This is a genomic window from Streptomyces sp. NBC_00443, from assembly GCF_036014175.1.
GTDB lineage: Bacteria > Actinomycetota > Actinomycetes > Streptomycetales > Streptomycetaceae > Streptomyces.
On sequence record NZ_CP107917.1, the window covers coordinates 1,534,395 to 1,559,427 of the forward strand.

Sequence of the window (25,033 nt, forward strand, 5' to 3'; positions counted from 1 at the left end):
GGATGTGGTTGCTCACCGTCGAGGTTCTCAATTGTTGGTTGCGGCCGTCACCCGATTTGTTGCCCGGGCCGCCGCCGACACTCAGGCGGCCCGCTCCTGCGGCTCCGCGTCCAAGGGCACCTGGGGGCCGTCCGACTCCCGCAGCCAGCGGCGCAGCACTCGGTGGATGTGCTCGGCGCCCACGAGGTCCTCCCCGTCGCCGACCGGCGCGGAGAAGGCGAGCGGTGACAGCAGGAACGGCTTGCCCTGCGCCCCGCCGAGTCCGCCGTGCGAACCGATCTGCTCCTCGAACGCGAGGACCTCGCCGTAGGCCTCGTCGTAGGCGGAGTTGACCATGATGTCGGCGGCGTTGGGAAAGGAATGCGTACGGCGCACGGTGTCGGCGGCGCCCGGCCCGAACGCCTCCAACGGGCCCGGCTTGTCGTCGAGTTGGTCCAGCGGGATCTCGGCCCCGTACGCGCCGAGCACGACCCCTGAGTGCTGCTCGCTGCGGACGAGCAGGAAGCCGACGCCGGGGTGGTTGGCGAGGGTGGTGAGCAGGGCCGGGTGACGGGCGTCGATCTCCTCCTTGGTCATCCGGTGCGGCACGTCCGGGAAGGAGACCAGGCCCAGGTTGCCGGACGCCAGCACGATGGGCTCCGAGCGGCGGGACGGGCGGTGCTGATCGCCGCCGTCCTCGACGGGCCGGCGCAGCGCCGCGCGCACGGCCGCGCGGGCCTCGGCGCCGCTGTGGGTGCGCCGCGCCCTGCGTGGCACGGGCAGGCCGCAACCGGCCCGCACCAGGTCGCCGAGGCCGAGGCCGTAGCGGGCACGGAAGGTCTCGCCGGGGCTCTGGCCGTGGTCGGACAGCACGACGATCCGGTACGGCCGCGGCGCGTGCTCGGCGACGTTCTCGATCAACGCCAGCGCCCGGTCGAGGCGTTCGAGGACCTTCTCGGTGTCGCGGCCGCGCGGCCCGGAGTGGTGCGCCACCTCGTCGTACGCCACGAGGTCGGCGTAGACGGCGGTGCGGCCGGCGAGCATGTCGCCCATCACCGCGGCGACGACGACGTCCCGTTCGACGACGGTCGCGAAGGCACGGACGAGGGGGTAGAGACCGCCGCGGGAGACCCTTGGCCTGACCTTGCGGGCGCGGGCCCGGGTGGACTGGCCGATCTCGCGGCCCACCTCGGCGAAGAAGGACAGGGCGGTGCGCACGGCGTTGGCCGGGTCGGAGAAGTAGGCGAAGTAGCCCGAGCGGGAGCGGTTCTCGCGGCTGCGGCGCTTGGTGGCGATGGACAGCACGAGGGCCTGTTCGTCGGCGCCGCCGCTGAAGAGGTTGCCGCGGCTGGCGCCGTCGGCGGTGAGCAGTCCGCCGTCGCCGGTGCGGTCGATGGCGCGGCGCTGGAGCTCGGCGGCGTTGGTGGGGCGGTTGCAGACCATGACCTCGCGGGCGGCCTTCTCGTACCAGCGGAAGGCGGGGACGTCGTGGTTGCTGCCGTGCAGGATGCCGAGCTGACTGGCGCCGGTCTGGCTGGACCAGTCGGTGCGCCAGGAGGTGAGCCGGTGGGTGGCGCGGGCGCCGCCCACGCCACCGATGCCGCCGTTGCCGAGCCAGCGGGCCACGGTGGGCATCAGGTCCTTGCCGACGGCATCGAGAAGGACGTCGTGGCCGACGCCGTCGAGCTGGACGAAGACGGTGCCGGGGCTGGACGGGCCGGGCGGCAGGGCCCTGCGGCGGCGGTCGGCGAGGCGGTACAGGCGGCGCCGGTACGCGTCGTCGTCCCGGACGGCGAGGGCGGCGCCGGTGGCGGACGCCACGGCGGACATCACGGCGGCGACGATGACGGCGGTCTCGGGGGCGGCCTCGCTGTCGCCGGAGGGCACGAGGCGCAGGGCGACGATCAGCAGCGAGCCGTTGAGGAAGAACACCAGCAGGCCCAGAACCAGGGCGGGCACCAGCAGCAGGAGCCGTACGAGGAGGGGCCAGGCGAGCGCGGACAGCAGGCCGAAGGCACCGGCGCCGAGGGCGGCGGTCATGGCGAGGCTGGTGGCGCTGTCGTCGCCCGCCGACTGCAGCTGGAAATCCGGCAGGATCCCGGCGAGCACGAGCATGGTGACGGTGGAGACGGCCCACACGGCCACGCTCCGCCCGACCTGACTGGCAACCCGCCGCCAACGCCCACCACGCACGCCCAGCCCACCTCACGTCCCGGCCCAGCCCCGCGAAACGGGCCTTTCACGTCCCCAGCCTGGCACACGCCTCTGACACCGGACCGGACACGTCGTCCCGCCCGGCTGCCTCGTCACTCGCCGCAGGCCGTGATCGTCAACGGCCGTCGTAGCCGGCCGTCGGCATCGACAGCCTCCGGTGCACGCGCGCCTTCATCTGTGCGTCGTACAAGGGCTCCGCACGCCCCACGATCTCCACCCGCACGCCCCGCCGGGCGCACTCCGCGGAGAAGTCGTCTACGGACGACAGCGCGCTCTCCAGCACTCTCCGGCTGGGCGCCACGAACAGGTCGAGGCCGGGGCGGACGCCCTCCCACAGCACGCTGTGGTCCGCCCGCAACCGGCGTACGAGAAGTTCGCGTGCGACGACGTACCCGTGCTCGGCGGCCCAGCGCGCGCACATCGCGTGCTGGCTGCGGGAGTCCACCAGGAAGGGGTCGGCGTCCAGCTCTTCGAGCGGCGTCAGACTGGCGATCGCCGTCACGCGCACTACGGATGCCCCCATGGCGTCCCCCTCACCTCCGGGTTTCGCCGCCGACCCTACTCCAGCCCGTACGCTTCGGGGAGTCGCGCGAAGGAGGCAAAGAGGTGCCGGTGGAGATCACCTGGTGGGGTCACGCCACCTGCACGGTCGAGGATTCGAACGTGCGCCTCCTCACCGACCCTCTGTTCGCACGCCGGCTCGCACACCTGCGCCGCCGCCGGGGCGCACCACCTCCGCCCGGCGCCTGGCGGGCGGACGTCGCTGTGGTCTCCCACCTGCACGCCGACCACCTGCATGTTCCGTCTCTCGCCAGGCTGCCGCAGGGCACCCGCCTGCTCGTGCCCCGGGGCGCGCCCCGGGCGGTGCCGGGCCTGCGCCGGCTCACGCATCTTCGGATGACCGAGATGACGCCGGGGGACGTGACGACGGTGGGCGACGTGGCCGTACGCGCCGTTCCCGCGCGGCACGACGGACGCCGGCTGCCCGTCGGCCCGCACCGCTCCCCCGCCCTGGGCTACGTCTTCGAGGGCGAGGCACGCACGTACTTCGCCGGGGACACCGGGCTGTTCGACGCGATGGCGAAGGAGGTCGGGCCGGTCGACGTGGCATTGCTGCCGGTCGGCGGGTGGGGACCGTATCTCGGGGACGGGCATCTGGACGCGGGACGGGCGGCCGAGGCGCTGGCCCGGCTCGCGCCGCGCAGTGCGGTGCCGGTGCACTACGGCACGTACTGGCCGATCGGCATGGATGCCGTGCGCCCCCATGAATTCCACGCGCCCGGCGACGAGTTCGCACGGCTCGCGGCGGAGCACGCGCCCGGCGTGGCGGTGCACCGGCTCGCGCACGGGGAGCGCGTGCGCCCGGAGGTGGCCCGGTGACGGTGCTGGCCGCCGTCACGACGACGGTGCCGTACGAGTCGACCCAGCAGGCGATCGGCTATCCGACGCTCTTCCTGCTGGTGCTGATCGGGGCGCTGGTGCCGGTGATCCCGACGGGCGCGCTGGTGAGTTCGGCGGCGGTGGTGGCGTTTCACCAGACGGCACCCTTCTCCCTGGCGCTGGTGTTCGTGACGGCGTCGACGGCGGCGTTCCTGGGCGATGCGACGCTGTACTGGCTGGGGCGGCGCGGCATGCGCTCGAAGAACGGCTCGCGCTGGCTGGAGGCGATCCGCTCGCGTGCGCCGGAGGAGCGGCTCACTCAGGCGCAGGAGAAGCTCGCCGAGCACGGTGTGGCCGTCCTGGTGCTGTCCCGGCTGGTTCCTGCGGGGCGGTTGCCCGTGATGTTGGCCTGTCTGCTGGCCGAGTGGCCGATGCGGAGGTTCGCCCGCGGTAACCTGCCGGCCTGCCTGGCCTGGGCTGTGACGTACCAGTTGATCGGGATTCTCGGGGGGTCGTTGTTCAGCGAGCCGTGGGAGGGAGTTGTGGCGGCGGTCGCGTTGACTCTGGTCATCAGCGTGGCGCCGGGCATGTGGCGTCGTATGCGCAAGGCTTCGTCGGGTGAGCCGTGATGCGGCCGGAGGGCGGGGACCACGGTCGTGTGGCGACTGCGACTAGTGGGGGTTGATCGCGCAGTTCCCCGGCCCCCCGGGTGGGCTGCCCTACAGCACCCTTGACGCGCCGACCGGAATGTCCCACAGGTTCTCGCGGTCCAGGCCCGCCTTCTCCCACGCCGCCCGCACCCGGGTGAGCGGCTCCAGGACCGGCTCCGCCGACAGTACGAACGTCGCCCAGTGCATCGGCGCCATCCTGCGGGCCCCCAGATCCCGGGCCGCCCGCACCGCCTCCTCCGGATCGCAGTGGACGTCGCTGAGCCACCAGCGGGGGTCGTAGGCGCCGATGGGGAGGAGGGCGAGGTCGATGCCGGGGTAGCGCTCTCCGATGCGGGTGAACCAGTGGCCGTAGCCCGTGTCGCCGGCGAAGTACACGCGCTGTCCGTCCGGCGCGGTGAGCACCCATCCGCCCCACAGGCTGTGGCAGGTGTCGACGAGGGTGCGCTTGGACCAGTGGTGGGCCGGGACGAAGTCGAAGCGGACACCGGAGAGTTCGGCGGCCTCCCACCAGTCCAGCTCGGTGACCCGCGTGAACCGGCGGCGACGGAACCATGCGGCGAGGCCGGCCGGCACGAACACGGGGGTGTCGCGCGGGAGTCGGCGCACGGTGGGGGCGTCGAGGTGGTCGTAGTGGTTGTGGCTGATGACGACCGCGTCGATGCGCGGCAGGGCGCTCCAGGCGACGCCGACGGGGGTGATGCGGGCCGGGGTGCCGAGGATGCGGCGGGACCAGACGGGGTCGGTCAGGACCGTCAGTCCGCCGATCCGGACCACCCAACTGGCGTGGCCCACCCAGGAGACGGCGACCGTGCGCGCGTCCACACCGGGCACCGGGGCGGGCTCGAAGGGCAGCTTCGGGATGTCGGCGAGGCCCTCCCGGCCGGGGCGTACGGCGCCCTCGCGGGCGAAGCGGGCGAGGGTCCTGATGCCGGGCAGCGGGGCGGTGAGCCGGTCGTGGAAGGTCCGCGGCCACACCCGGCGTTCGCCCAGCGGGCGGGGTGCGGCGAGCGGCTGGAACGGGGGTGCGAAGGGGGACGGGTCTGCCGGGGCGTCGGCTTCCCGGGTGGTCGTACGCCGTGGTGTCGACATGGATGAGTCGGACTGCTGCGTCATCGAGGAGGCTCCCATCGCTGAGCTTCGTCACGGAGATCGTCGAAGACCGACTTCAAGTGGATCAACGCGCGGTGCACGTGCGGCAGTTCCAACGGCGAGGGTGACGTGATGCATTGCGCGCGTTCCTCTTCGGTACCGGCCAGCAGGGATTCGGTGGACAGCCGTACGCGCAGCGCGCCGAGGTCGTCGCCGAAGCGGTGCCCGCCCGGTGCGGGCATGCCGAGCCGCTCGGCGAGGAAGTCCTCCAGGTCCTGCGCGTCCCCCCCGCCGTGCGCGGACAGTCCGGCGCGCAGCGGGCCGAGATCGACGTACAGGTGCCGTCCGGCCTGCGGGGGCCGCGCCACGGCGCCCGCTCCTACGGCAGCGGCGTGCGCGGCGGCTGCCACGCGTGCGTGCAGGCGCACGGTGGCGCCGACCCGCGCGGTGACCGGCTCGGGCTCCTCCAGTGCGTACTGGGCCGCGAGGGCGACCGGGCCGGCGATCCGGGCGCCGAGCGCGGTGAGCACGTCGAGCACGCGCGCGTGCAGGCCGTCGCCGGCGTCGCCGGCGGGGAAGCGGGCGACCGCGGCCGGCCAGCCCGGCGGGAGGTGGGCGCCGGACAGGTCGGTGACGACGGTGACTTGTCCGGGCAGCATCTCGGCGGGGCTGAGCAGCACGGTGTCGTGGAGGGCGTGCACGGTGTCGCGCCAGGTCTCGTCACTGACGAGGTGCAGGCCCTCTTCGGTGGCCGCCTCCAGGGTCTCGTGCAGCACCTCGGGCGGGGCCACGGTGGCGGTGGGGTCGTCGGCGACGGACAGCACGAGCAGCCGCGGGTCACCGCCCTCGGCGCGTACCCGGCGGACGGTCTCCAGCAGGGCGTACGGATCCGGCACTCCGCCGCACTCCGCCGGCGTGGCCACGTGGAAGACGGGCCTGCCCAACAGGCGCGCGTACGGCGCCCACCAGGCGGCGCAGGGCCGCGGCACCAGGACGTCGCCGCCGATCGCGGCGGTCAGCGCGAGCAGCAGGGCGGGCGCCCCGGGAGCGGCCACTGCCCGCTCCGGTTCGGTCGGCAGACCGCGCCGGCCCCAGTAACCGCACGCGGCTGCCAGGAGGCCGTCGCCGCCGCCGATCAGCTCGCTCTCGGCCCGGCCGGCGGCAGCCGCGAGGACGGCGGCCAGTTCGGGCAGTACGGGCAGCCCGTCGCCCGGGAGCGGGGGCCCGTAACGGACGGGGCCGTGGCCTTCGAGGTCCGTCGGGCGCATCCTTGCCTCCGCGCTGTGCCAGGTGCCTCAGTGGTTCGTCGTGCGGTGCTCCGTGCGGGTCGGTTGTTCCGTGGTGCGGGTTCCGGGCTTCGTACGGTGAGAGGGGCCGCACGGTGTGTCGTGTACCCCTCGTGCTCCGAGTATCCATCGTGCCGCCACCCCATGAGTGCCCGACAGGCGTCAGTCCTGCGCGGTGGGTGTCTTGCGTCGCAGCCGGTACGCCGCACCGCCGGCCGCGCCCGCGATCAGCACGCCGCCGGCGACGAGGGCGGGGACGGAGTCGGTGAAGGTGCCGCCGTCACCGGCGCGCACGCCGTGGTCGACGGCCGCATCGTCGCAGTCCTGCGCGTGTGACCGGCTGTGGTCGCCCTTGCCCGAGGGCGCGGCTTCCTCCCACCCGCTTCCGGCCTTGTCGGGTTCGGTGGTGCCCAAGTGGGGCTCGGTGCACGGATCGCCGCCCCCGTCGGTGCCGCTCCAGCCTCCGTCGGTGCCCTCCTTGCCGCCCTCACCGCCGCTCTCCGTGCCGTCCTTGCCGGCCTCGCCGCCCCCCTGGGTTCCGCCGTCCGCGCCGCTGCCCTTGCCCCCGGCTTCGGTACCACCCTTGGCGCCACCACTGTCGAGGGCCACCGTGAGCGTCGCGCTCCACTCCTTGCCCGCCCCGCCGGGCGCCGCCGGGCAGGTGCCGTCCACCGTCCATGCGGAATCCGCTCCGGCCGCGTCCGGGTCCTCCTCGAAGTTCTCGGCAGGGGGGATACGAGCGGTGCCGCTGTAGGCGGGCCCGGCGTCCGTCTCGTCGTTGCCGGAGGCCCGCTTCAGCTGGACGGTGCCCTCTTCGAAGGCCTGCGAGGTGGCGTCGATGGTGGCCGGAGCGGTTGTGCCGAGGGCGTCGCAGGAGACCGAGACCGTGACGCTGCCGCCCGGGGCGACGGAGCCGGGGCTGACCTCCGCGGTCGGCTCCGCGAAGGCGGCCGAGGCGACGAAGCCCAGGACGACACCGGCCAGTGCGGCGACGGACAGGGCGCGGGCGGTGCGGCGCATGGGGTGAGCTCCTTCGGCCGACGGCTGCGGGGGTACGGCGGTCGTGCCCCCGCAGCCATGACAGCCCGCCCGGCGTCCGGGCGCGCGCGGCCGGGCACCATTCGCGGGACGGGGACGGCCGAGTGGGTGACGCCGTACGGGTCGACCGCTCCGTCAGTTCAGCAGCGCGGCCAAGTCCCGCTCCAGCCCGCGCCCCCGCCTGCTGACCACCCCGGCGGCGACGTCCGACAGCTTGCGGTTGGTGCCCTGGGAGATGCGGCGCAGTACGCCGAAGGCAGTGTCGGCGTCGCAGCCGAGGACGTGCATGACGATGCCGCACGCCTGGTCGACGACGGGCCGGGAGCGCAGGGCGGCGCCGAGATGGTCGAGCTCGCTGAGCGCGGCGCGGTAGGAGCGGTCGCGGACCAGGCAGCTGGCGGCGAGTTCGCCGAGGGCGTGCACGGGCCCGTGCACGACGTCCTCCAAGGCGCCGGGCCGGAAGCTGTAGAGACTGAGCGTCACCGTGAGGCCGGAGCGGCGGAACGGGAGCGTGACGCTGGAGCGCACCCCCGAGTCGAGCGCGATGGCGCGATACTCCGGCCAGCGGTCGTCGCGCAGCAGGTCGGCCGAGTCGACGGGCTCGCCGCGTTCCAGGGCCGCCGGGATGGGCCCGTCCCCGGAGCGGAGCTGCACGGCGACGAGTCCGGCGAGGTCGGGGTGGGTGACGGCGGCGGGCCGCTCGGCACCCGACTCGGCCACCATGCTGCTCGCGCCGCAGCAGTCGGCGGTGCAGCGCATGGCCTGTTCGACCAGTTCGGACAGCCTGCGCCCGGGAAGGGCAGCTTCGGCGGACTGGTCTCCCCAGCGACCGACACGATCGTGAGCGGGCATCCTCAACTCCTCCTCATTTTGGGCGCTTTCCCGGTACTGCGCGGGGAAAACAGCGGGAGAACAGGGGGACCAGTTGGATCCCCGCCGCCCCGAGCCCTATCGCCGCCAGCTAGGTTCGTCCCCATGGCGAAGACCGACGAATTCGGTGAAGAACTTGCGGATTTCGTGCGCCGCGTCGCGGAGCTCAAGGCGGCACGGTCCGTCACGGGAGGGGACCTGCCGACCGTCCTGGACGCGGCCATCTTCGAACTGGACCATGTCGCCGCCCAGTTGTGGCCGTCGTACGAGCGGCTGACCTCGGGCGGGCTGCCCCGTACGACGTCCGCCGACCGTCAGGAACAGCATCTGCTGCGGGCGGTGTTCCAGCGGTTCCCGCTGCCGGTCGCGCTGGTGGACCGGGAAGCGGTGGTGCGCCGGCTGAACTTCGCGGCGACGTCCTTCACCGGCGTACGGGCGGGCTATGCGACGGGCCGGCCGCTGACCGGGTTCCTCGCCCATGCCGACCGGGCGGCGTTCCGTTCGCAGGCCGCCGCGGTGGCACGCGGCGAGGGCGACCGCAGCCTGACCCTGCACCTCCAGCAGCGCCCGTCCGTCCCGGTCCACGCGACCCTCACGGCGGTACGCCCCAGCGGGGAGCCCCACACCACCGTGCTGGTGGTGCTGCAGCCCGGAGACCTCCGCGCGACCGGCGTCCCGGCTCCGGGCGACAGCCCCACGACCCAGGTCCCCGACCTCACCGAGACCACCCGGCACGCGGCCCTGATGGACGTCCTGGACGAGATGACCACGGCCCTGCTGACGGCACCGCGCGGCGACCGTGAGGCAGTCGTCCGGCGCGCGGCCCAGGTCCTGCACGGCCGCTTCGCCGACTGGGTCATCGCCGACACGGGCACGGCCGGGGCGGCCGGCGCGACCGGACTGTCCCGTACGACCGTGCTGGCCCCTTCGGAGAAGGAGGCGAAGACGCTGGCGGCCCAGTCGCCGGCCGGCTGCCCCCTCGTGGTGGAGACGGCACGCACCGCCTCCCCGGCTCTCCAGGTCCGCCCGCCGAACCCGGACGCCTTCGGCCATGATGCCGAGGGCGCCCGGGTCCTCGTACAGGCGAACGTCACCTCACTGCTGTGTGTGCCTCTCGCCGTCGAGGGCGCCGTGGCAGGCGTCCTGACGCTGTTCAGATCCGGCGCCCGCCTGGCGTTCTCGATGGCGGAGGCGCGGGCGATGGACACCATGTCCCGCCACATCGCACTTGCTGTGACAGGAACGCCCTGAGCGGCGCCTGGCCGTGTCAGCCCACGTCATCGAGCACTTGCTCGCGCACCCGGCTGCAGCACCGGCTGATCAGCCGGGACACGTGCATCTGCGAGATACCGAGCTGTTCGGCGATCCGGCTCTGCGTCATGTCCCCGAAGAAGCGCATGTACAAGATGGCGCGCTCACGCTCGGGCAGGGCCGCCAGCCGCGGCGCCACGGCCTCGCGGTCCACGACCGTGTCCAGTGCGGGATCGGCGGAGCCCAGCGCGTCGCTGAGCGAGTAGCCGTCCTCGCTGCCGGGCAGCTCCGCGTCCAGCGACAGGGCGGTGAAGCTCTCCAGCGCCTCCAGACCGACCTTGACGTCGGCCTCGCTCATGTCGGCGTGCTCGGCGATCTCCGCGACGCTCGGCCTGCGGCCCGAGACGGTCTGCAGGTCCTGGACCGCGAACCGCACGCGGTTACGCAGGTCCTGGACACGGCGCGGCACGTGCAGCGTCCACATGTGGTCGCGGAAGTGGCGCTTGATCTCACCGGTGATGGTGGGCACGGCGTAGCTCTCGAAGGCGTTGCCGCGCTCGGGGTCGTAGCGGTCGACGGCCTTGACCAGCCCGAGGGCGGCCACCTGGCGCAGGTCGTCAAAGCTCTCGCCGCGGCTGCGGAAACGTCCCGCGAGCCGGTTGGCCATGGGCAGCCACGCCTCGACGATCCTCTCGCGGACGGAGTCGCGCAGCTGCCCCTCGGGCAGGGTGGCGAGCTTGCGGAAGTCTTCCGCGGTGTCGGGGGCGTCGTCGTGCGGGTGGTGCTTCGCGCTCACTGAGGTGGGCATCGTGCGTCGCAACTCCCTTGGTTGTGCTCTGGCTTGGACGGTCACCGAGGGAGTGCGGGGTGCGCGCCGGGGACCGGACACACCCGTGGCGGGAATTGCCGCTCCCACGGACGTGCCTCCTGTCCGAAGCACTGATTGTTCGCCTGCCCTCACTCCCGGTCCGCAAACACCCACGCGGGTTTTCCGCCCGCGCGGGGGGTCACTCGGAGCGGTGCCGCGCAGTCCCACCGAGCCCAGGAGGTCCCGCATGAGCACCAAGGTCGCCGATCACATCCTGCAGCGCCTGCGCGAGTGGGGTGTGGAGCACGTCTTCGGATATCCCGGCGACGGCATCAACGGCCTGCTCGCCGCGTGGGGACGCGCCGACAACCAGCCCCTGTTCATCCAGTCCCGGCACGAGGAGATGTCCGCGTTCCAGGCGGTCGGCTACGCCAAGTTCAGCGGGCGTCTGGGGGTGTGCGCGGCGACCTCCGGACCCGGCGCCATCCATCTGCTCAACGGCTTGTACGACGCCAAGCTCGACCACGTCCCCGTCCTGGCGATCGTCGGCCAGACGCACCGCACCGCGATGGGCGGCTCGTACCAGCAGGAGGTGGACCTGCACTCGCTCTACAAGGACGTCGCCTCGGACTTCGTGGAGACGGTGACGGTCCCCGAGCAGCTGCCGAACGTCCTGGACCGGGCGATCCGCACCGCGTACGCCCGCCGCGCCCCCACGGCGATCATCGTTCCCGGCGACGTCCAGGAACTCGAGTACTCCGCCCCCACGCACGAGTTCAAGATGGTGCCCTCCAGCCTGGACAGCAGTAGCTGGACGGCGACCCCCGCCGATGACTCGGTGCGCCGCGCGGCCGAGATCCTCAACTCCGGTGACAAGGTGGCCGTCCTGGTCGGCCAGGGCGCGTCCGGCGCACGGGCCGAGGTGGAGCAGATCGCCGAGCTGCTCGGCGCCGGCGTGGCCAAGGCGCTGCTCGGCAAGGACGCCCTGAGCGACGCACTGCCGTACGTCACCGGCGCGATCGGCCTGCTGGGCACCCGCCCGTCGTACGAGCTCATGCGGGACTGCGACACCCTGCTGACGATCGGGTCCTCCTTCCCGTACACGCAGTTCCTGCCGGAGTTCGGCAAGGCGCGCGGGGTGCAGATCGACATCGACCCGCACATGGTCGGGATGCGCTATCCGTACGAGGTGAATCTCGTCGGCGACGCGAAGGCGACGCTGGAGCGGCTGATCCCGCTGATCCGCTCGGAGGAGCGCGGTCGCGAGTGGTACGACACGGTGTGCGACAACGTGGCACGCTGGCACGAGATCATGGACGGGCGGGCGAAGCTGTCGGCCGACCCCATCAACCCGGAGTACGTCACCCGCGCCCTGGACCCGCTGCTCCCCGACAACGCGATCGTCTCTTCCGACTCGGGTTCGGCGGCGAACTGGTACGCCCGCCACCTGACGATGCGCCCGGGCATGCGCGGGTCGCTGTCCGGGACGCTCGCGACGATGGGCTGCGGGGTGCCGTACGCGATCGGCGCCAAGTTCGCCCACCCGGACCGTCCGGCGATCGCGCTGGTCGGGGACGGGGCGATGCAGATGAACGGCCTGGCCGAGCTGATCACCGCGGCGAAGTACAAGGACCTGTGGGAGGACCCGCGCCTGGTCGTGGGCATCTTCAACAACCACGACCTCAACCAGGTCACCTGGGAGATGCGCGCCATGGAGGGCGCCCCGTCCTTCCTGCCGTCCCAGGAGCTCCCCGACGTCCAGTACGCCGCCTTCGCCCGCTCCCTCGGCCTGACCGGTATCCGCGTGGAGAAGCCTGAGGACGTGGCGGCCGCCTGGCGCGCGGGGCTGGAGGCGGACGGGCCCGCGGTGATCGAGTTCCTCACCGACCCGGCCGTACCGCCGATCCCCCCGCACGCCACGTGGGACCAGATGGAGGCGACGGCCGCGTCGATCCTGAAGGGGGACGCGGATCGCGGGTCGATGATCAGGCAGGGGTTCAAGGCGAAGATGCAGGAGTTCCTGCCGGGGCGGGACAAGCGGGACAGGAAGGGCGACTGAGCAGGACCCGAGCCGCGAAGCGGCACACCCCGGGGGCGGCGCCTCAGTGACCGAGCGCCGCCCCATCCGGGCGGTCCTGGTCCGGTTCCCTCGGCAGCAGCAGTTCCTCGTAGCGGCCCAGTGCCAGCACAGCGCCGAGCATGAGAAGCGGGAGTAGCACAGCGAGCAGTGCCATGACCTGGTCCTTCCCCAGAACCGAACGTGTGTGGGGGATGAGATCCGGGTCACCCTGCCTGCCGTCGGCAAACCCTGTGTCGGCCTCCGATGTGCGGGTACGCGGTGCGGACGCGAAGATCTGGAGGGAGTCATGCAGCGAGGCAGTGACCGGCTGAGCGTCCATCGTGACGACGAGATGAAGCACGAACTGCAGGGGCTGCTGCGATCCGGGCATCCCACCCGGACGGAGGAGTGGCACGATCCGGAACCGACCGCCGACGACGACCTTGAGGTCGCGGGCGGCCCGGTGGCACCGGGGACGCCCACGGCCTCCCTGGCGGTGGTCCGGCTGGAGCTGGCCCGGTTCCTGGGCCGCAACTCGTTCCCGGCGACCCCGCGGGAGCTGATGGGCGTGCTGCGCCGCGGGTACGCCCCCGACGCCCTGGTCGAGCCGATGGAGCGCCTGCCGCGCTCGACGCGCTACGCCAACGTCCAGGAGCTGGCCGAGGCCCTGACCGGGGGCGGGCGGTCCACGCGCCGGAGTAACGCATAGCGGCCCGGTCGGTGGGTACTGCGGGCGGGGTCACGCCGCCACGGCCGCGGCACCCGTCACCGGCCGGGAACGCAGGAGGGCCAGCGATGGCTGAATTCGTGAAGGACGTCATGACGCCGGGCGTGGTCGCCGTCCGCCCGGACGCCTCGCTCGTCGAGGCGGCACAGCTGATGCGGGCACAGGACATCGGTGATGTCGTGGTGGCCGACGGCCAGGACGTCGTGGGTGTCCTCACCGACCGTGACATCACGGTGCGGGCGGTCGCGGACGGCGCCGATCCGCTGACGGTGAGCGTCCGGTCGGTGTGCACCCGCAACCCGGTGGTGATCGACCCGGGCGAACGGGTCTCCGTCGCGGTCGCGTTGATGCGCGAGCACTCCGTACGGCGGCTGCCGGTCGTCGAGGGCGGGCTCCCGGTCGGCGTCGTCAGCCTCGGCGACCTCGCGGAGACCGAGGACCCCGACTCGGCGCTGGCGGACATCAGCCGCGCCGCTCCGGGCGGGTGACCGGTGAGCCACGACCGGCCCGGCGGGATCAGCGCCTACGGCGCCACCGTCCGCCGTCTGAGGTCAAGCCGGTCGAGCAGCACCTCCACAGCTTTCCGGAGTCGCTGCCGTCCGGCGGGCCGGCCGCGATCATGTGCCTGCACGCCGGCCAGGTCAGGCCCCCGCTGCGCGGCGGACGCGGCGATCCCCACGCGTGGCATCTCGTGCCGCGTCGGCGGCCGGTGTCGCGCGGGACAAGAAGCGCTTCATGAGCGACGAGGCCCACTTCAGGGCCGACAAGGAGAGTCGAGGCATCATGCGTATCGCATTTCTGACCGCACCCGAGGGCGTCGAGGAGGTCGAGCTCACCGATCCGTGGCAGGCGGCGGTGAACGCGGGCCATGAGCCGGTGCTCGTGTCGACGAAGCCGGGCACGATCCAGGCGTTCCACCATCTCGACAAGGCCGACAAGTTCCCCGTGCAGGAGGTCGTGGGTGAGACGTCGGCCGACTCCTTCGGCGGGCTGGTCCTGCCGGGCGGGGTCGCCAACCCGGACTATCTGCGGACGAACAGCAAGGCCGTCGCGTTCGTGCGGGACTTCTTCGAGCAGGGCCGGCCGGTCGCCGCGATCTGCCATGCCGCGTGGACGCTGGTGGAGGCGGACGTCGTGCGCGGCCGGGTGCTGACCTCCTGGCCGAGCCTGCAGACGGACATCCGCAACGCGGGCGGCACCTGGGTCGACGAGCAGGTGCGGATCTGCGACCACGGCAACAACAAGCTGGTCACCAGCCGCAAGCCGGACGATCTGAAGGCGTTCTGCGAGACGTTCCTGGAGGTGTTCGCCAGGGAGTCCAGGAGGGAGGCCGTCTGACGCGGCCCACCTCATCCGGGGGTCACCTCATCCGGGGGTCATCCGGGGTGCCCGTTCTCAGCCCGTGCCGCGGTCGCGGGCGCCCTCGCGGGTGCGGCCCGGGGCCACGGTGCGGCGTGGGTTGCGGCGCAGGTATTCGCCCTCCAGCTGCGCCATGCGATCGTTGTGGGCCCGCAGCGCGTCGTTCGAGCCGTACAGCAGCGTGTCGTGGCGCGTCCGGTGGATGGTCTCCAGCTCCTTCATGAGCTGCTGGTCGTCCAGCCGGCCGGGGTCGACTCCGGTCATGGTGGTACCCCGCTCGTCGTGTTCAGTCATGCGGTCCGGGTACCCGCCCGCTGAGCACACAGCACCCGAGCGGAGTACGGGAGACAGCCATGGATCTCGCCTTCCTGCATCCACTGTACGAACACCCCGGGCCCTGGGCCTCCGTGTACGTGGGCACGTCGCGGCATACGGAGGACACTCCTCATGAGCGGCACCTGACGGCCAGGGCCCTGTCCCGCGAGCTGGCCGGGCAGGGAGCCGACGACGCGACCTGCCGGGCCGTACGGGACGCGCTGGAAGGACTGGAGCACTCATCGGAGCCGCACGGCCGCGCGATCTTCGCCCGGGCGGGTGAGGTGGCCCTGGATCCGCCCCTGGCCCGCGCCCCGCAGCGCGACAGCGCGAACTGGGCGCCGCTGCCGCACACCGCTCCCCTGCTGGAGCTGGCGGGCGAGGACCCGGTGTGCGTGGTGGCGTACGTCGACCGCAGGGGCGCCGCCTTCGAGCTGCGCACCGCGCTGGGCCGGCAGGACGTCGGTGCGGTCACCGGGCGGCAGCATCCGGTGCACCGGACGAGCACGGCCGACTGGTCCGAGCGGCACTTCCAGCTCAAGGTGGAGAACACCTGGGAGCACAACGCGGCCGAGATCGCCGACGCGCTCACTGTCTGCCAGGAAGAGACCCGTGCCGACCTGCTGATCCTCGTGGGGGACGACCGCGAGCGGCGGACCGTGCACGAACGCCTGCCGCAGCGGCTGCACGACCTCGTGGTCGAGGCCCCGCACGGCACCGGCAGCCGACTGCTCGACGAGGACGTCGAACAGGCCCGCGCGGACCACGTACGGCAGCGGGCGGCGCGGGAACTGGAACGGTTCCTGGCGGCCCGCGAGCCCGGGCCCGAGGGCCGCGCCGGAGCCGTGGAGGGCGTACCCGCCCTGATGGAGGCCGCGCGCGAGCACCGCATCGATGAACTCCTGATCCGCCCGGACAGCCCCGACGCCCACCGGGAGGTCTGGGTCGGCGAGGACCCGGACCAGCTGGCGGTGCGCCGCACCGACCTGAAGATCCTCGGCGAACAGAACTCCTGGTCGGCCCGAGCCGACGACGCCCTGCTCCGGTGCGCGGTCGCGACGGGCGCCGGAGCGTTGTCGGTCACCCCGACGGGGCCGGAGAAGCACCCGGCGGGCGGGTTGGGAGCACTGCTGCGCTGGACGTGAGCGGTCTGCCCCCTGGGGGCGGCAGCTCACGGGGGCGGGTAGGGGCGGTGCGGGCGAGGAGAGCTACCGCGCCCGCTCCACCCTCCGCTCGTCCCACACCGGCTCCGGCGTCTCACGGACACGCCCGTCGCTGCCGAACACCAGATACCGATCGAACGACCGGGCGAACCACCGGTCGTGCGTGACGGCCAGCACCGTCCCCTCGAAGGCCTCCAGCCCTTCCTGCAGAGCCTCGGCGGACTCCAGGTCGAGGTTGTCCGTCGGCTCGTCGAGGAGCAGCGCAGTGACACCCTCCAGCTCCAGCAGAAGGATCTGGAACCGGGCCTGCTGCCCCCCGGAGAGCCGGTCGAAGGCCTGCTCGGCCTGCTGGGTCAGCTCATAGCGGCGCAGGCGGGACATCGCGGCCCCGCGGTCCTGGGCATGCTCCTTCCACAGAATGTCGAGCAGGGTCCGCCCCAGCAGCTCGGGGTGCGCGTGCGTCTGCGCGAAGTGCCCCGGCACGACACGCGCCCCGAGCTTCCACTCCCCCGTGTGCGCCACCCCCTCCCCGGCCAGCAGCCGCAGGAAGTGGGACTTGCCGGACCCGTTGGAGCCGAGGACGGCGACTCGTTCGCCGTAGAAGACCTCCAGGGAGAACGGCTTCATCAGACCCGTGAGCTCAAGCGCCTCACAGGTGACGGCCCGCACCCCGGTACGCCCGCCCTTCAGCCGCATCCTGATGTCCTGCTCGCGCGGCGGCTCCGGCGGCGGCCCCGCCTCCTCAAACTTGCGCAGCCGGGTCTGGGCGGCGCGGTAGCGGGAGGCCATGTCGGGGCTGTTCTCGGCGGCTTGCCGCAGTGCCAGCACCAGCTTCTTCAGCTGGGCGTGCTTCTCGTCCCAGCGTTTGCGCAACTCCTCGAAGCGGGCGAAGCGGGCGCGCCGGGCCTCGTGATAGGTGGCGAAGCCGCCACCGTGCACCCAGGCGTCCGCGCCCGCCGGTGAGGGCTCGACAGAGACGATCTTCTCGGCGGCGCGGGCGAGGAGTTCGCGGTCGTGGGAGACGAAGAGGACCGTCTTACGGGTCTCCTTCAGCCGCTCCTCCAGCCACCGCTTGCCGGGTACGTCGAGGTAGTTGTCGGGCTCGTCGAGCAGCAGCACCTCGTCGGTGCCCCGCAGGAGGGCCTCCAGCACGAGCCGCTTCTGCTCGCCGCCGGACAGCGTGCTCACCTGCCGCCACTGCGCCTTGTCGTACGGCACGCCGAGCGCGGCCGTGGTGCACATGTCCCACAGCGTCTCGGCCTCGTAGCCGCGCGCCTCGGCCCAGTCGGAGAGGGCTTGCGCGTACTTCAGCTGGGCAGCCTCGTCGTCGACGGTCATGATCCCGTGCTCGGCGGTGTCGACCGCCTTCGCCGCCTCTCGGATCCGGGGCGGCGCGACCGACACCAGCAGGTCGCGGACGGTCGTCTCGTCCCGTACGGACCCCACGAACTGCCGCATCACGCCGAGCCCGCCACTGACGGTGACGGTGCCGCCATGCGGCTTCAGCTCTCCGGAGATCAGCCGCAGCAGGGTCGTCTTGCCGGCACCGTTGGGGCCGACCAGCGCCACGACGGCGCCTTCGCCCACCCGGAAGGACACGTCGCCGAGCAACGCCCTCCCGTCGGGGAGGTAGTACTCGAGGTGCGCGGCTTCCAGATGTCCCATGGGGTCGAATTGTGGGGGCCGCCGCGGAGCCCGGGCAAACTCATATTGCGAAGGCCGGGCGGTTTCGGCCCTCCAGCCCTACGGCGCGTCCTCGTCGACGGCCTGTCCGGCCGGTCCGCTGTCGCCCGCGGGGGTGACGACCGCTCCCGCCCACGAGAGCGCCTTCCAGCCGCTTTCGGGCGCCCCTTCCAGGACCACCACCCCGGTGTTGTCGAGCGGGTGCGCCGCGGCGAAGGGGACGTCGACGTTGGTGGCCCGGGCCGCCGTCCACATGCGGATCACGGCGCCGTGGCTGACCATGGCGACGGCCCCGGCCCCGCTGCCGGCGGCCTCGGCGATCACGGAGTCGTAGCGCGCCAGCACCTCGGTACCGCTCTCGCCGCCCGGCACGCGCAGTTCGGTGTCGCCGGCCACCCAGGCGAACACGGTCTTCATGTAGGTGTGCCCGGCCTCCGTGTCGCCGCGCAGCATCTCCAGATCGCCCGCGAACACCTCACGGATCCCGTCCCGGACGAGCACCTCCAGGCCGCGTGCGGCGGCCAGCGGGGCGGCGGTGCGCTGGGTGCGGACCAGGGTGGATGCGTAGATCGCGTCGATGTCCTCGTCGGCCAGCGCCTCGGGCAGGGCGGCGGCCTGCTGCTCGCCGAGCGCGGTCAGGCCAGCGCCCGGGACTGCCGTGTCCAGCAGATAGTCCAGGTTGGCGGTGGTCTGACCGTGGCGGACGAGGAGCAGGCGCATGTACGGGTTCCTCCGTGTGTCGGTCACCACTGGCCGGACAGCAATCGGCCACTTCAGGGTACCCACCCCTGTATGAGCCCAGACGTCGACCTCACCCTGTCCAAGCGCGGCCGCCATGCCCTGCGCAACCGGCTCCTCGCTCTCGACTCCCGGCTGTTCGAGTTCGCCGCCGAGCGGAACTGGCCGTATGCCGAGCGGGTCCTGCCGAAGCTGAGCCGGAGCGCCAACCACGGGGTGCTGTGGTTCGCGACGGCCGCCGCCATGGCCGCAAGCCGGACACCCCGGGGCCGCAGGGCCGCGGTCCGCGGCATCGCCTCCTTGAGCCTGGCCTCACTGACCATCAACACCCTCGGCAAGCGGTCGGTGCGCCGCCCCCGCCCCGTACTGGACCCCGTACCGGCGATCCGGCAGCTGAAGCGGCAGCCGATCACCACGTCGTTCCCGTCCGGACACGCCGCGTCGGCGGCCGCGTTCGCCACGGGTGTCGCGCTGGAGTCGCCCGCGTGGGGTCTGGCGGTGGCCCCGATCGCCTGGTCGGTCGCGCTGTCGCGGGTGTACACCGGCGTCCACTTCCCGAGCGACGTGCTGGCGGGCGCGGCTCTGGGCGCGGGTGCCGCGTTCGCCGTACGGGGCATGGTGCCGACGCGTGACCGGGCGGTCCCGCCGGCCCGGCCCCGTACGGACGTCCCGGCACTGACCGAGGGAGACGGCCTGGTCGTGGTGGCGAACAAGGGGTCCGGCAGCTCCGACCGGGTGCACGCGCTGCTGGACATGCTGCCGCGCGCCGAGCTCGTCGAGTGCGAACCGGACAACACCCGGGCCGAGTTGCACAAGGCGGCGGAGCGGGCCCGGGTGCTCGGCGTTTGCGGCGGCGACGGCACGGTGAACGCGGCCGCGGAGGTCGCGCTGCTGTACGGGCGGCCCCTCGCGGTGCTGCCCGGCGGCACGTTGAACCACTTCGCGCTCGACCTGGGCGTGGAGGACGAACGCGATCTGAGCCGGGCCATCCAGCGCGGCGAGGCCGTGCGCGTGGACGTGGGCCGGTTCACCTGCGACGGACAGCAGGGTCTGTTCCTCAACACGTGCAGCCTCGGCGTGTATCCGGAGCTGGTGCGCGAGAGGGACCGCTTCGAGCACCGGGTCGGCACCTGGCCGGCCGGAGTGCTCGCGGCCCTGCGCGTCCTGCGCAGCGACCGCCATCCGCTGCACGCCGAAGTCGCGGGCCGCGCCCACCCGTTGTGGATGCTGTTCGCCGGCAACGGCACGTACCACCGGATGGGCCTCGCCCCGGCCCGGCGCCTGAATCTCGCGGACGGCGTGCTCGACGTACGGGTCGTGCACGGCGGTCGCCGGCCCGCGCTGCGCCTGCTCGCGGCCGCCGTGGCGGGCCCGCTGACCCGCTCCCCGGCCCACGCCGCTGTCCAGGTCCGCCGGCTGCACCTGTCCGGTGTCACACCGGGCGCGCTGCTCGCGTACGACGGCGAAGTCACCGAGGTGGGCGGCGAGGTGACGCTGGAGAAGCTGCCGGAGGCGCTGACGGTCTACCGGCCGCTGCCCGGCTCCTGATCGGTCGAGGGAGTCCCGACGTCCAGATAGTAAAACGCAGGTCTCAACATTCAACATGGGCGCGTACGGTGTCGGGTACCGCCCCGGGGCCGTGCGCCCCTGGGCCGGTACGCCGAGACGAGGGGAACAGGCATGTCGAAGGCGCACCCGAAGCCGCAGGAGACCGCCGTCTACACGCACGGGCACCACGAGTCCGTGCTGCGTTCGCACACCTGGCGCACCGCCGCCAACTCGGCGGCCTACCTGCTCGGTTCGCTGGAGCCGCACATGACGGTCCTGGACGTCGGCTGCGGCCCGGGCACGATCACCGCCGACCTCGCGGCCCTGGTCCCCGACGGACACGTCACCGGCGTCGACCGGGCACCGGAGATCCTGGAGCATGCCCGCGCCACGGCCGCCGGACGCGGCCTGACGAACGTCGGCTTCACGGTCGCCGACGTGCACGCCCTGGACTTCCCGGACGACACGTTCTGCGTGGTCCACGCCCACCAGATGCTCCAGCACGTCGGCGATCCGGTGGCGGCGCTGCGCGAGATGAGGCGGGTGACCAGGCCGGGCGGCCTCATCGCGGTCCGGGACTCGGACTACGCGGCCATGGCCTGGTATCCGGCCTCCCCGGGGATGGACGCCTGGCTCGACCTGTACCGCCGGGTCGCCCGCGCCAACGGCGGTGAGCCGGACGCGGGGCGCCGGCTGCGGTCCTGGGCACTGCGGGCGGGGCTCACGGACATCACCGCCACGTCGAGCACCTGGACCTTCGCGGCGCCGGACGAGCGGGCCTGGTGGAGCGGGCTGTGGGCGGATCGCACGCTGGCCTCGGCGTATGCCGAGCGGGCCACCGAGGGCGGGCACGCGAGTGCGGAGCAGTTGCGGGCCGTGTCGGAGGCCTGGCAGGAGTGGGGGCGCCACGACGACGGCTGGTTCAGCGTGCTGCACGGGGAAATTCTGTGCCGTAAGGACGCCTGAATCGCGCCTTTCTGGAAACCCGGCGAGCAGGAGGTCAAATTATGGTTCCTATTCTGCTCGTACTGCTACTGGCTCTGATTCTCTTCGGTGCCGGATTTGCACTGAAGGCACTCTGGTGGATCGCGGTCGTGGTCCTCGTACTGTGGCTCCTTGGATTCGTGATGCGCGGCACAACCGCGGCAGGAGGCAGGGGCCGCTGGTATCGGTGGTGAGAAAAAGGATATGCCGGGAGTGAACTGAACTCACAGAACTGCATCCACCCCCACTGAATTCACTCCCGGGGAAGCAGCGGTCCCAGCGGCCCGAGGTCCAGATTGAGGTCCTCGGGCCGCAGTCCGTAGCGCTCGCGCAGCTCGGTCATGCGATCGTCGAGCAGCATCAGCGTGAGCCCGATGCGCTCCTCCTGCTCCTCGCTCAGCTCGCCCGTGTCGAAGCGGCGCACCGCCTGGCGCTCCATGAGCTGGCGCAGCAACTCCACGACCGTCAGGACGAGTTTCACGAGGTCGCGTTCCACGGTATCGGGTTCGAGATCCAGGCGGTTGCGTTGTGATGTCACGTCAACTCCCCCCAGGGCGACGGAACCTGCTCGTTGACGGAGCTGATCAGTGCGTTCAGGTCGATACGGACGAGATCGACGTCCGCGATGCGCAAAGTGATGTCCCCCGTGACGACGACTCCCCCGGCGAGCAGCCGGTCGAGCAGGTCCACGAGGGCGACCTCACGCCGTTCCACGACGGTCACTGCCGCTCCTCCGGTTCCTCCGCGAACTCCTCGGTGAACGAATAGGCCGCCCAGGGCCCGGTGAGTTCGACCCGGATTCCTGGGACGTCATCCTTCTCCCGGTCCACCAGTTCCACGAATTCCTCGGAATCGGCACGCGGTACCAGATAGGCGGCGTTGAGTACATTCTGCCCGGACGCCCCGGAGAGCGTGGCGCTCTGCGGGGCGTGCAGCCGGGAATCCTCGGCGAACGCGGAAAGCTTTTCGTGCAGCCGTCCGGCGAATGCGGCAGTCTTTTGCCACACGTCCTCGCGAGCGCGCGTCTGCGTGCGACGCCGGCGCAGATAGTCGCGGCCGGAGGTCGCCGCGGACTCCGACCGGCCGGTCTCCGTGGGCCCGGCGGACTCGGTGGGCTGCACGGCTTCCGTGGGCTCCGTCTCGGCGTACACCTTCACGCCCCACTCGACCCGACCCTCCAGCCGGTCGAGGATGCGCCGGAAGTCCTCCTCACGGGCCTCCATCATCGTGCGTACGCCGCTGTCGTCCCGGAAGACGGTGGCGAGCCGCAGCGGCAGCGGGGTGGTGACGACGGTGAGCGAGTCGATGACCGTCTGGTGGGCGCGGGCCGTCGCCGTGAGCCACTCCATGTCCTCCAGATGGGCCCGCAGCGGCTCCTCGGCGAAGTCCGCCTCGGGCACCGTACTGACGACGGCGATCAGGCCGTGGTGGGTCAGCTGCTTCGGCGGCGCCCCGGCCACCCCCGTCAGCTGGACCTGGAGGGCCGAGCGAAAGGGGCGGCAGACGGCGTAGACGTAACGCAGTGCGGTCATGGGGCCTCCTCCTGTGCCCGGGCGGGCTCCAGCTGGGCCAGGCGCTCACGCAACTCGGCGTTCTCCCGGCTGAGTTCGTCGCGGCGGGCCCGTGTGGACAGTGCCGGGTCGTCCTCCCACCAGTCGATGCCCATCTCCTTCGCCTTGTCCACCGAGGCGACGATGAGCCTCAGCTTGATGGTGAGGAGTTCGATGTCGAGCAGGTTGATCCGGATGTCGCCCGCGATGACCACGCCCTTGTCGAGCACGCGCTCGAGGATGTCGGCGAGGTTGGCGCCGCCGTCGTGGCCGTAGGGCTGGGGCAGCCGCCCGGGGGTCGTCATCGGCGGCTCCCGCCACCGGCGTACTCGGCCTCGTCGACGTCCTCGTCCTCGGGCTCCTTCTCGGACTCCTCCTCGGCCTCGGGTTCGTCTTCGTACTCGTACTCGTCATCGGCCTCGCCCTCGGCCTCGTACTCCTCCTCCGGCTCCTCCGCGTCCTCGTCCGAGTACTCCGCGTCCTCCTCGTCCGGCCCGGCCTCTTCCTCCTCCTCGGCGCGAGGCGCTTCCTCGTCCTCCTCCTCTTCTCCTTCGTACGCCTCCTCGTCCTCCTCCGCGACCGCGTCCTCGTGGCTGCGGACGACCTCGCCGTCGCGGATCTCCCCGCGCCAGCCGTCCTCCGCCTCGCCCTTGAGGGTGATGAAGCGGACGTAGTTCTTGAGGTCGAGGCGGGCGCGGCGGCCCTGGGCGCGCCAGATGTTGCCGGTCTTCTCGAACAGGCCCTTGGGGTAGTACTCGATGACCAGCAGGACGCGGGTGAGGTTCTCGGCGAGCCGGTGGAAGGAGACGACGCCCTTCGTGGTGCCCTTGGCGCCCTCCGACGACCACGCGATGCGGTCGTCGGGCACCTGCTCCGTGGTGTGCGCCTTCCAGCTGCGGTTGGACCAGAAGACCTTCAGCTGCCAGTCGGAACTGGTGTCGTCGGCACGGTTCGCGTTCTTCACGCCCTTCGCGAAGGTGCTGAAGTCCTGGTACTGGGTCCACTGGTCGTAGGCGGTGCGCAGCGGTACGCCGACGTCGACGTACTCGAGGATGACGGTGGGCTTCTTGCCCGCACCGCCCTTGCCTTTGCCCTTGCCGCCGACGAGGTTCTTCAGCGCCCCGGTCACGCTGTCCTTGGCCCGGGAGGCGCCCAGCTCCAGGGCGGAGCGCAGGGGGCCCTTGCCCTCGGCGAGCTTGCGGCCGCCGTCCAGGGCGAGTTTGCCCAAGCCCGGGCTCTTGCCCTCGGCTATGTCGTTCAGCTTCCCCGTGGTCTCGCCGAGCTTGCGGCCGGCGTCGGTCAGCAATCGCGTGGCCTGTGCGGCCACGTAGTCCCGCAGTTCGGCCTTGAGCCGGTCGGCTGCCTCACTCTGGGCGACGCCGCTGAGCGATTCCTTCGCCCCGCGGGCGGTCGAACTCGCAGATCCGAGCGTGTCGGTCATCGCTCGCCACCACCCTTCGGCACCCGGGCCCGCGCGCTCCGGGCGGCCCCTCGTGCGGCGGTCGTCTTCTTGGCGGCCGTCTTCTTCGCTGTCGTCTTCTTGGCCGCCGTCTTCTTGGCGGGCGCCTTCTTGGCCGCCGACTTGGCGGTCTTCTTCGCCGGAGCCGCCGGAGCCTTCTTGGCCGTCTTCCGGCGCGGCTTGTCCTCGGACTCCTCGGACCCGGAATCCGAGGCCTCGGGCTCGTCGTACTCCGACTCCTCGGAGTCCTCGTCCCTGCCACCGAGATCCGGAGTCTCGGGAACCACGCCCTCCAGCTGGTCACGCACCTGTGCGGTGCGCCCGTGCAGCCGGTCGGCGAAGGCGTCGAGCTGCCGCTCGACGAGGGCGCCCGACGCGGCCTGTCCGACACCGCGCAGGTCCTCGCGCAGCTGGTCCCCGATCTCCTTGAACTGCGGGTTGTTCTGCAGTTGCTGAGACACCAGGTCCGCGAGCGCCCGCGGGCTCAGATGCATCCGCTTGCCGGCCACCATGGTGCCGACGGCGAACGCCAGTTTCATCTTCTTCGTACGTCCGAGCAGGTATCCGGCCCCTACCGCGAGGCCCAGTCCCAATCGATTCATAGTGCCGTCCCATCACTTTCCGGTGCCGTGTGTCCGAGCGCGATCTCCAGCCGGTCGAGGAGTTCGTCCTCCCGGCGGTCGAACTCGTCCTCCTCGATCTCGCCCGAGGTCAACTGCTCCTCCAGGGCGGCGAGTTCGGCGCGCACCGTCGCCGGGTCGTAGTAGAGGCGCTCCGCCTCCTGCAAGACCTGTCCGATCACCCATGCGCTGCCGCGCACCGGGGCGAACGGCAGCAGCAGTACCTCTCCGAGCAGCCCCAC

Annotated in this window: 29 protein-coding genes; 11 read left to right on the top strand and 18 right to left on the bottom strand. The window is 72.1% G+C overall.

Annotated elements, in window-relative coordinates; translation table 11 throughout:
• Window positions 1-81: 81 nt before the first annotated feature.
• Window positions 82-2,172, bottom strand: coding sequence for a phage holin family protein (locus tag OHO27_RS06895; protein ID WP_328421289.1), 2,091 nt, complete (start codon window positions 2,170-2,172; stop codon window positions 82-84).
• Window positions 2,173-2,308: 136 nt separating this feature from the next.
• Window positions 2,309-2,716 (bottom strand): hypothetical protein, encoded by a 408-nt coding sequence (locus OHO27_RS06900; RefSeq protein WP_328421291.1) that lies wholly within the window; start codon window positions 2,714-2,716, stop codon window positions 2,309-2,311.
• Window positions 2,717-2,799: 83 nt separating this feature from the next.
• Here OHO27_RS06900 and OHO27_RS06905 point away from each other — a divergent pair, with 83 nt between their 5' ends.
• Both OHO27_RS06905 and OHO27_RS06910 read left to right on the top strand, forming a co-directional pair.
• A complete protein-coding gene (locus OHO27_RS06905) occupies window positions 2,800-3,573 on the top strand; it encodes an MBL fold metallo-hydrolase (RefSeq protein WP_328421293.1) in 774 nt (257 codons plus the stop codon).
• On the top strand, window positions 3,570-4,202 hold the full coding sequence (locus tag OHO27_RS06910) for a DedA family protein (protein ID WP_328421295.1): 633 nt from the start codon (window positions 3,570-3,572) through the stop codon (window positions 4,200-4,202). The genes OHO27_RS06905 and OHO27_RS06910 overlap by 4 nt, the downstream gene beginning before the upstream one ends.
• A 90-nt stretch (window positions 4,203-4,292) precedes the next feature.
• On the opposite strand, the gene OHO27_RS06915 is transcribed toward OHO27_RS06910, so the two are convergent.
• The 4 genes from OHO27_RS06915 to OHO27_RS06930 form a co-directional block, all read right to left on the bottom strand.
• A complete protein-coding gene (locus OHO27_RS06915) occupies window positions 4,293-5,357 on the bottom strand; it encodes an MBL fold metallo-hydrolase (protein WP_328421297.1) in 1,065 nt (354 codons plus the stop codon).
• Window positions 5,354-6,601: an aminotransferase class I/II-fold pyridoxal phosphate-dependent enzyme gene (locus OHO27_RS06920; protein ID WP_328421299.1), complete on the bottom strand. Its 1,248-nt coding sequence runs from the start codon at window positions 6,599-6,601 to the stop codon at window positions 5,354-5,356. The genes OHO27_RS06915 and OHO27_RS06920 overlap by 4 nt, the downstream gene beginning before the upstream one ends.
• Window positions 6,602-6,781: 180 nt before the next feature.
• Window positions 6,782-7,639, bottom strand: a complete 858-nt coding sequence (locus tag OHO27_RS06925; RefSeq protein ID WP_328421301.1) for a hypothetical protein — start codon at window positions 7,637-7,639, stop codon at window positions 6,782-6,784.
• A 153-nt stretch (window positions 7,640-7,792) separates the two neighbouring features.
• Window positions 7,793-8,509, bottom strand: a complete 717-nt coding sequence (locus tag OHO27_RS06930; RefSeq protein WP_328421303.1) for an ANTAR domain-containing response regulator — start codon at window positions 8,507-8,509, stop codon at window positions 7,793-7,795.
• 123 nt (window positions 8,510-8,632) lie between these two features.
• Here OHO27_RS06930 and OHO27_RS06935 point away from each other — a divergent pair, with 123 nt between their 5' ends.
• Window positions 8,633-9,778 (top strand): PAS domain-containing protein, encoded by a 1,146-nt coding sequence (locus tag OHO27_RS06935; RefSeq protein WP_328421305.1) that lies wholly within the window; start codon window positions 8,633-8,635, stop codon window positions 9,776-9,778.
• Between the two features lie 16 nt (window positions 9,779-9,794).
• Here the strand turns inward: OHO27_RS06935 and OHO27_RS06940 are convergent, their stop codons facing one another.
• The gene (locus tag OHO27_RS06940; protein ID WP_328421307.1) at window positions 9,795-10,586 is read right to left on the bottom strand and encodes an RNA polymerase sigma factor SigF; all 792 of its coding nucleotides are present in this window, start codon (window positions 10,584-10,586) and stop codon (window positions 9,795-9,797) included.
• A gap of 247 nt (window positions 10,587-10,833) precedes the next feature.
• Between OHO27_RS06940 and OHO27_RS06945 the strand changes: the two genes are divergently transcribed.
• Window positions 10,834-12,645, top strand: coding sequence for a thiamine pyrophosphate-requiring protein (locus OHO27_RS06945; RefSeq protein ID WP_328421309.1), 1,812 nt, complete (start codon window positions 10,834-10,836; stop codon window positions 12,643-12,645).
• 43 nt (window positions 12,646-12,688) lie between these two features.
• On the opposite strand, the gene OHO27_RS06950 is transcribed toward OHO27_RS06945, so the two are convergent.
• On the bottom strand, window positions 12,689-12,820 hold the full coding sequence (locus OHO27_RS06950; protein WP_328421311.1) for a hypothetical protein: 132 nt from the start codon (window positions 12,818-12,820) through the stop codon (window positions 12,689-12,691).
• A 132-nt stretch (window positions 12,821-12,952) separates the two neighbouring features.
• On the opposite strand from OHO27_RS06950, the gene OHO27_RS06955 reads away from it, so the two are divergent.
• From OHO27_RS06955 to OHO27_RS06965, 3 genes are all read left to right on the top strand, one after another.
• A complete protein-coding gene (locus tag OHO27_RS06955) occupies window positions 12,953-13,354 on the top strand; it encodes a DUF2795 domain-containing protein (protein ID WP_328421313.1) in 402 nt (133 codons plus the stop codon).
• An 86-nt stretch (window positions 13,355-13,440) separates the two neighbouring features.
• Complete coding sequence (locus tag OHO27_RS06960) at window positions 13,441-13,860, top strand: CBS domain-containing protein (protein ID WP_328421315.1); 420 nt, start codon at window positions 13,441-13,443, stop codon at window positions 13,858-13,860.
• Window positions 13,861-14,155: 295 nt separating this feature from the next.
• Window positions 14,156-14,710, top strand: coding sequence for a type 1 glutamine amidotransferase domain-containing protein (locus OHO27_RS06965; protein ID WP_328430371.1), 555 nt, complete (start codon window positions 14,156-14,158; stop codon window positions 14,708-14,710).
• A gap of 57 nt (window positions 14,711-14,767) precedes the next feature.
• On the opposite strand, the gene OHO27_RS06970 is transcribed toward OHO27_RS06965, so the two are convergent.
• The gene (locus tag OHO27_RS06970; RefSeq protein ID WP_328421316.1) at window positions 14,768-15,025 is read right to left on the bottom strand and encodes a DUF6158 family protein; all 258 of its coding nucleotides are present in this window, start codon (window positions 15,023-15,025) and stop codon (window positions 14,768-14,770) included.
• Between the two features lie 59 nt (window positions 15,026-15,084).
• On the opposite strand from OHO27_RS06970, the gene OHO27_RS06975 reads away from it, so the two are divergent.
• Window positions 15,085-16,191: a baeRF2 domain-containing protein gene (locus tag OHO27_RS06975; RefSeq protein WP_328421318.1), complete on the top strand. Its 1,107-nt coding sequence runs from the start codon at window positions 15,085-15,087 to the stop codon at window positions 16,189-16,191.
• Window positions 16,192-16,254: 63 nt separating this feature from the next.
• Here OHO27_RS06975 and OHO27_RS06980 read toward each other — a convergent pair whose 3' ends face one another.
• Together OHO27_RS06980 and OHO27_RS06985 are read right to left on the bottom strand one after the other, a co-directional pair.
• Window positions 16,255-17,874, bottom strand: a complete 1,620-nt coding sequence (locus OHO27_RS06980) for an ABC-F family ATP-binding cassette domain-containing protein (protein WP_328421320.1) — start codon at window positions 17,872-17,874, stop codon at window positions 16,255-16,257.
• Window positions 17,875-17,952: 78 nt separating this feature from the next.
• Complete coding sequence (locus OHO27_RS06985) at window positions 17,953-18,612, bottom strand: histidine phosphatase family protein (protein WP_328421322.1); 660 nt, start codon at window positions 18,610-18,612, stop codon at window positions 17,953-17,955.
• A 72-nt stretch (window positions 18,613-18,684) separates the two neighbouring features.
• Between OHO27_RS06985 and OHO27_RS06990 the strand changes: the two genes are divergently transcribed.
• The 3 genes from OHO27_RS06990 (at window position 18,685) to OHO27_RS07000 (ending at window position 21,356) form a co-directional block, all read left to right on the top strand.
• Window positions 18,685-20,178, top strand: a complete 1,494-nt coding sequence (locus tag OHO27_RS06990; RefSeq protein WP_328421323.1) for a bifunctional phosphatase PAP2/diacylglycerol kinase family protein — start codon at window positions 18,685-18,687, stop codon at window positions 20,176-20,178.
• A gap of 132 nt (window positions 20,179-20,310) precedes the next feature.
• On the top strand, window positions 20,311-21,144 hold the full coding sequence (locus OHO27_RS06995; RefSeq protein ID WP_328421325.1) for a class I SAM-dependent methyltransferase: 834 nt from the start codon (window positions 20,311-20,313) through the stop codon (window positions 21,142-21,144).
• A gap of 41 nt (window positions 21,145-21,185) precedes the next feature.
• A complete protein-coding gene (locus tag OHO27_RS07000) occupies window positions 21,186-21,356 on the top strand; it encodes a hypothetical protein (protein WP_030047999.1) in 171 nt (56 codons plus the stop codon).
• A 59-nt stretch (window positions 21,357-21,415) separates the two neighbouring features.
• Here the strand turns inward: OHO27_RS07000 and OHO27_RS07005 are convergent, their stop codons facing one another.
• From OHO27_RS07005 to OHO27_RS07035, 7 genes are read right to left on the bottom strand one after another with little or no spacing between them, the layout of a single operon-like run.
• On the bottom strand, window positions 21,416-21,700 hold the full coding sequence (locus OHO27_RS07005) for a gas vesicle protein K (protein WP_328421329.1): 285 nt from the start codon (window positions 21,698-21,700) through the stop codon (window positions 21,416-21,418).
• On the bottom strand, window positions 21,697-21,885 hold the full coding sequence (locus OHO27_RS07010) for a gas vesicle protein (protein ID WP_030953078.1): 189 nt from the start codon (window positions 21,883-21,885) through the stop codon (window positions 21,697-21,699). The genes OHO27_RS07005 and OHO27_RS07010 overlap by 4 nt, the downstream gene beginning before the upstream one ends.
• A complete protein-coding gene (locus OHO27_RS07015; protein WP_328421331.1) occupies window positions 21,882-22,694 on the bottom strand; it encodes a GvpL/GvpF family gas vesicle protein in 813 nt (270 codons plus the stop codon). The genes OHO27_RS07010 and OHO27_RS07015 overlap by 4 nt, the downstream gene beginning before the upstream one ends.
• Window positions 22,691-23,017, bottom strand: coding sequence for a gas vesicle protein (locus OHO27_RS07020; RefSeq protein WP_328421333.1), 327 nt, complete (start codon window positions 23,015-23,017; stop codon window positions 22,691-22,693). The genes OHO27_RS07015 and OHO27_RS07020 overlap by 4 nt, the downstream gene beginning before the upstream one ends.
• Window positions 23,014-24,153 (bottom strand): SRPBCC family protein, encoded by a 1,140-nt coding sequence (locus OHO27_RS07025; protein WP_328421335.1) that lies wholly within the window; start codon window positions 24,151-24,153, stop codon window positions 23,014-23,016. The genes OHO27_RS07020 and OHO27_RS07025 overlap by 4 nt, the downstream gene beginning before the upstream one ends.
• Complete coding sequence (locus OHO27_RS07030) at window positions 24,150-24,773, bottom strand: DNA primase (RefSeq protein ID WP_328421337.1); 624 nt, start codon at window positions 24,771-24,773, stop codon at window positions 24,150-24,152. Before OHO27_RS07030 ends, OHO27_RS07025 begins: the two co-directional genes overlap by 4 nt.
• A complete protein-coding gene (locus OHO27_RS07035) occupies window positions 24,770-25,033 on the bottom strand; it encodes a gas vesicle protein GvpG (protein WP_328421339.1) in 264 nt (87 codons plus the stop codon). The genes OHO27_RS07030 and OHO27_RS07035 overlap by 4 nt, the downstream gene beginning before the upstream one ends.

Coding starts and splice junctions, on each gene's coding strand:
- OHO27_RS06900 (WP_328421291.1), bottom strand. CDS start 2,716: ATGGGGGCATCCGTAGTGCGCGTGACGGCGATCGCCAGTCTGACGCCG.
- OHO27_RS06915 (WP_328421297.1), bottom strand. CDS start 5,357: ATGACGCAGCAGTCCGACTCATCCATGTCGACACCACGGCGTACGACC.
- OHO27_RS06920 (WP_328421299.1), bottom strand. CDS start 6,601: ATGCGCCCGACGGACCTCGAAGGCCACGGCCCCGTCCGTTACGGGCCC.
- OHO27_RS06925 (WP_328421301.1), bottom strand. CDS start 7,639: ATGCGCCGCACCGCCCGCGCCCTGTCCGTCGCCGCACTGGCCGGTGTC.
- OHO27_RS06930 (WP_328421303.1), bottom strand. CDS start 8,509: ATGCCCGCTCACGATCGTGTCGGTCGCTGGGGAGACCAGTCCGCCGAA.
- OHO27_RS06935 (WP_328421305.1), top strand. CDS start 8,633: ATGGCGAAGACCGACGAATTCGGTGAAGAACTTGCGGATTTCGTGCGC.
- OHO27_RS06940 (WP_328421307.1), bottom strand. CDS start 10,586: ATGCCCACCTCAGTGAGCGCGAAGCACCACCCGCACGACGACGCCCCC.
- OHO27_RS06945 (WP_328421309.1), top strand. CDS start 10,834: ATGAGCACCAAGGTCGCCGATCACATCCTGCAGCGCCTGCGCGAGTGG.
- OHO27_RS06950 (WP_328421311.1), bottom strand. CDS start 12,820: ATGGCACTGCTCGCTGTGCTACTCCCGCTTCTCATGCTCGGCGCTGTG.
- OHO27_RS06955 (WP_328421313.1), top strand. CDS start 12,953: ATGCAGCGAGGCAGTGACCGGCTGAGCGTCCATCGTGACGACGAGATG.
- OHO27_RS06960 (WP_328421315.1), top strand. CDS start 13,441: ATGGCTGAATTCGTGAAGGACGTCATGACGCCGGGCGTGGTCGCCGTC.
- OHO27_RS06965 (WP_328430371.1), top strand. CDS start 14,156: ATGCGTATCGCATTTCTGACCGCACCCGAGGGCGTCGAGGAGGTCGAG.
- OHO27_RS06970 (WP_328421316.1), bottom strand. CDS start 15,025: ATGACTGAACACGACGAGCGGGGTACCACCATGACCGGAGTCGACCCC.
- OHO27_RS06975 (WP_328421318.1), top strand. CDS start 15,085: ATGGATCTCGCCTTCCTGCATCCACTGTACGAACACCCCGGGCCCTGG.
- OHO27_RS06980 (WP_328421320.1), bottom strand. CDS start 17,874: ATGGGACATCTGGAAGCCGCGCACCTCGAGTACTACCTCCCCGACGGG.
- OHO27_RS06985 (WP_328421322.1), bottom strand. CDS start 18,612: ATGCGCCTGCTCCTCGTCCGCCACGGTCAGACCACCGCCAACCTGGAC.
- OHO27_RS06990 (WP_328421323.1), top strand. CDS start 18,685: ATGAGCCCAGACGTCGACCTCACCCTGTCCAAGCGCGGCCGCCATGCC.
- OHO27_RS06995 (WP_328421325.1), top strand. CDS start 20,311: ATGTCGAAGGCGCACCCGAAGCCGCAGGAGACCGCCGTCTACACGCAC.
- OHO27_RS07000 (WP_030047999.1), top strand. CDS start 21,186: ATGGTTCCTATTCTGCTCGTACTGCTACTGGCTCTGATTCTCTTCGGT.
- OHO27_RS07015 (WP_328421331.1), bottom strand. CDS start 22,694: ATGACCGCACTGCGTTACGTCTACGCCGTCTGCCGCCCCTTTCGCTCG.
- OHO27_RS07020 (WP_328421333.1), bottom strand. CDS start 23,017: ATGACGACCCCCGGGCGGCTGCCCCAGCCCTACGGCCACGACGGCGGC.
- OHO27_RS07025 (WP_328421335.1), bottom strand. CDS start 24,153: ATGACCGACACGCTCGGATCTGCGAGTTCGACCGCCCGCGGGGCGAAG.
- OHO27_RS07030 (WP_328421337.1), bottom strand. CDS start 24,773: ATGAATCGATTGGGACTGGGCCTCGCGGTAGGGGCCGGATACCTGCTC.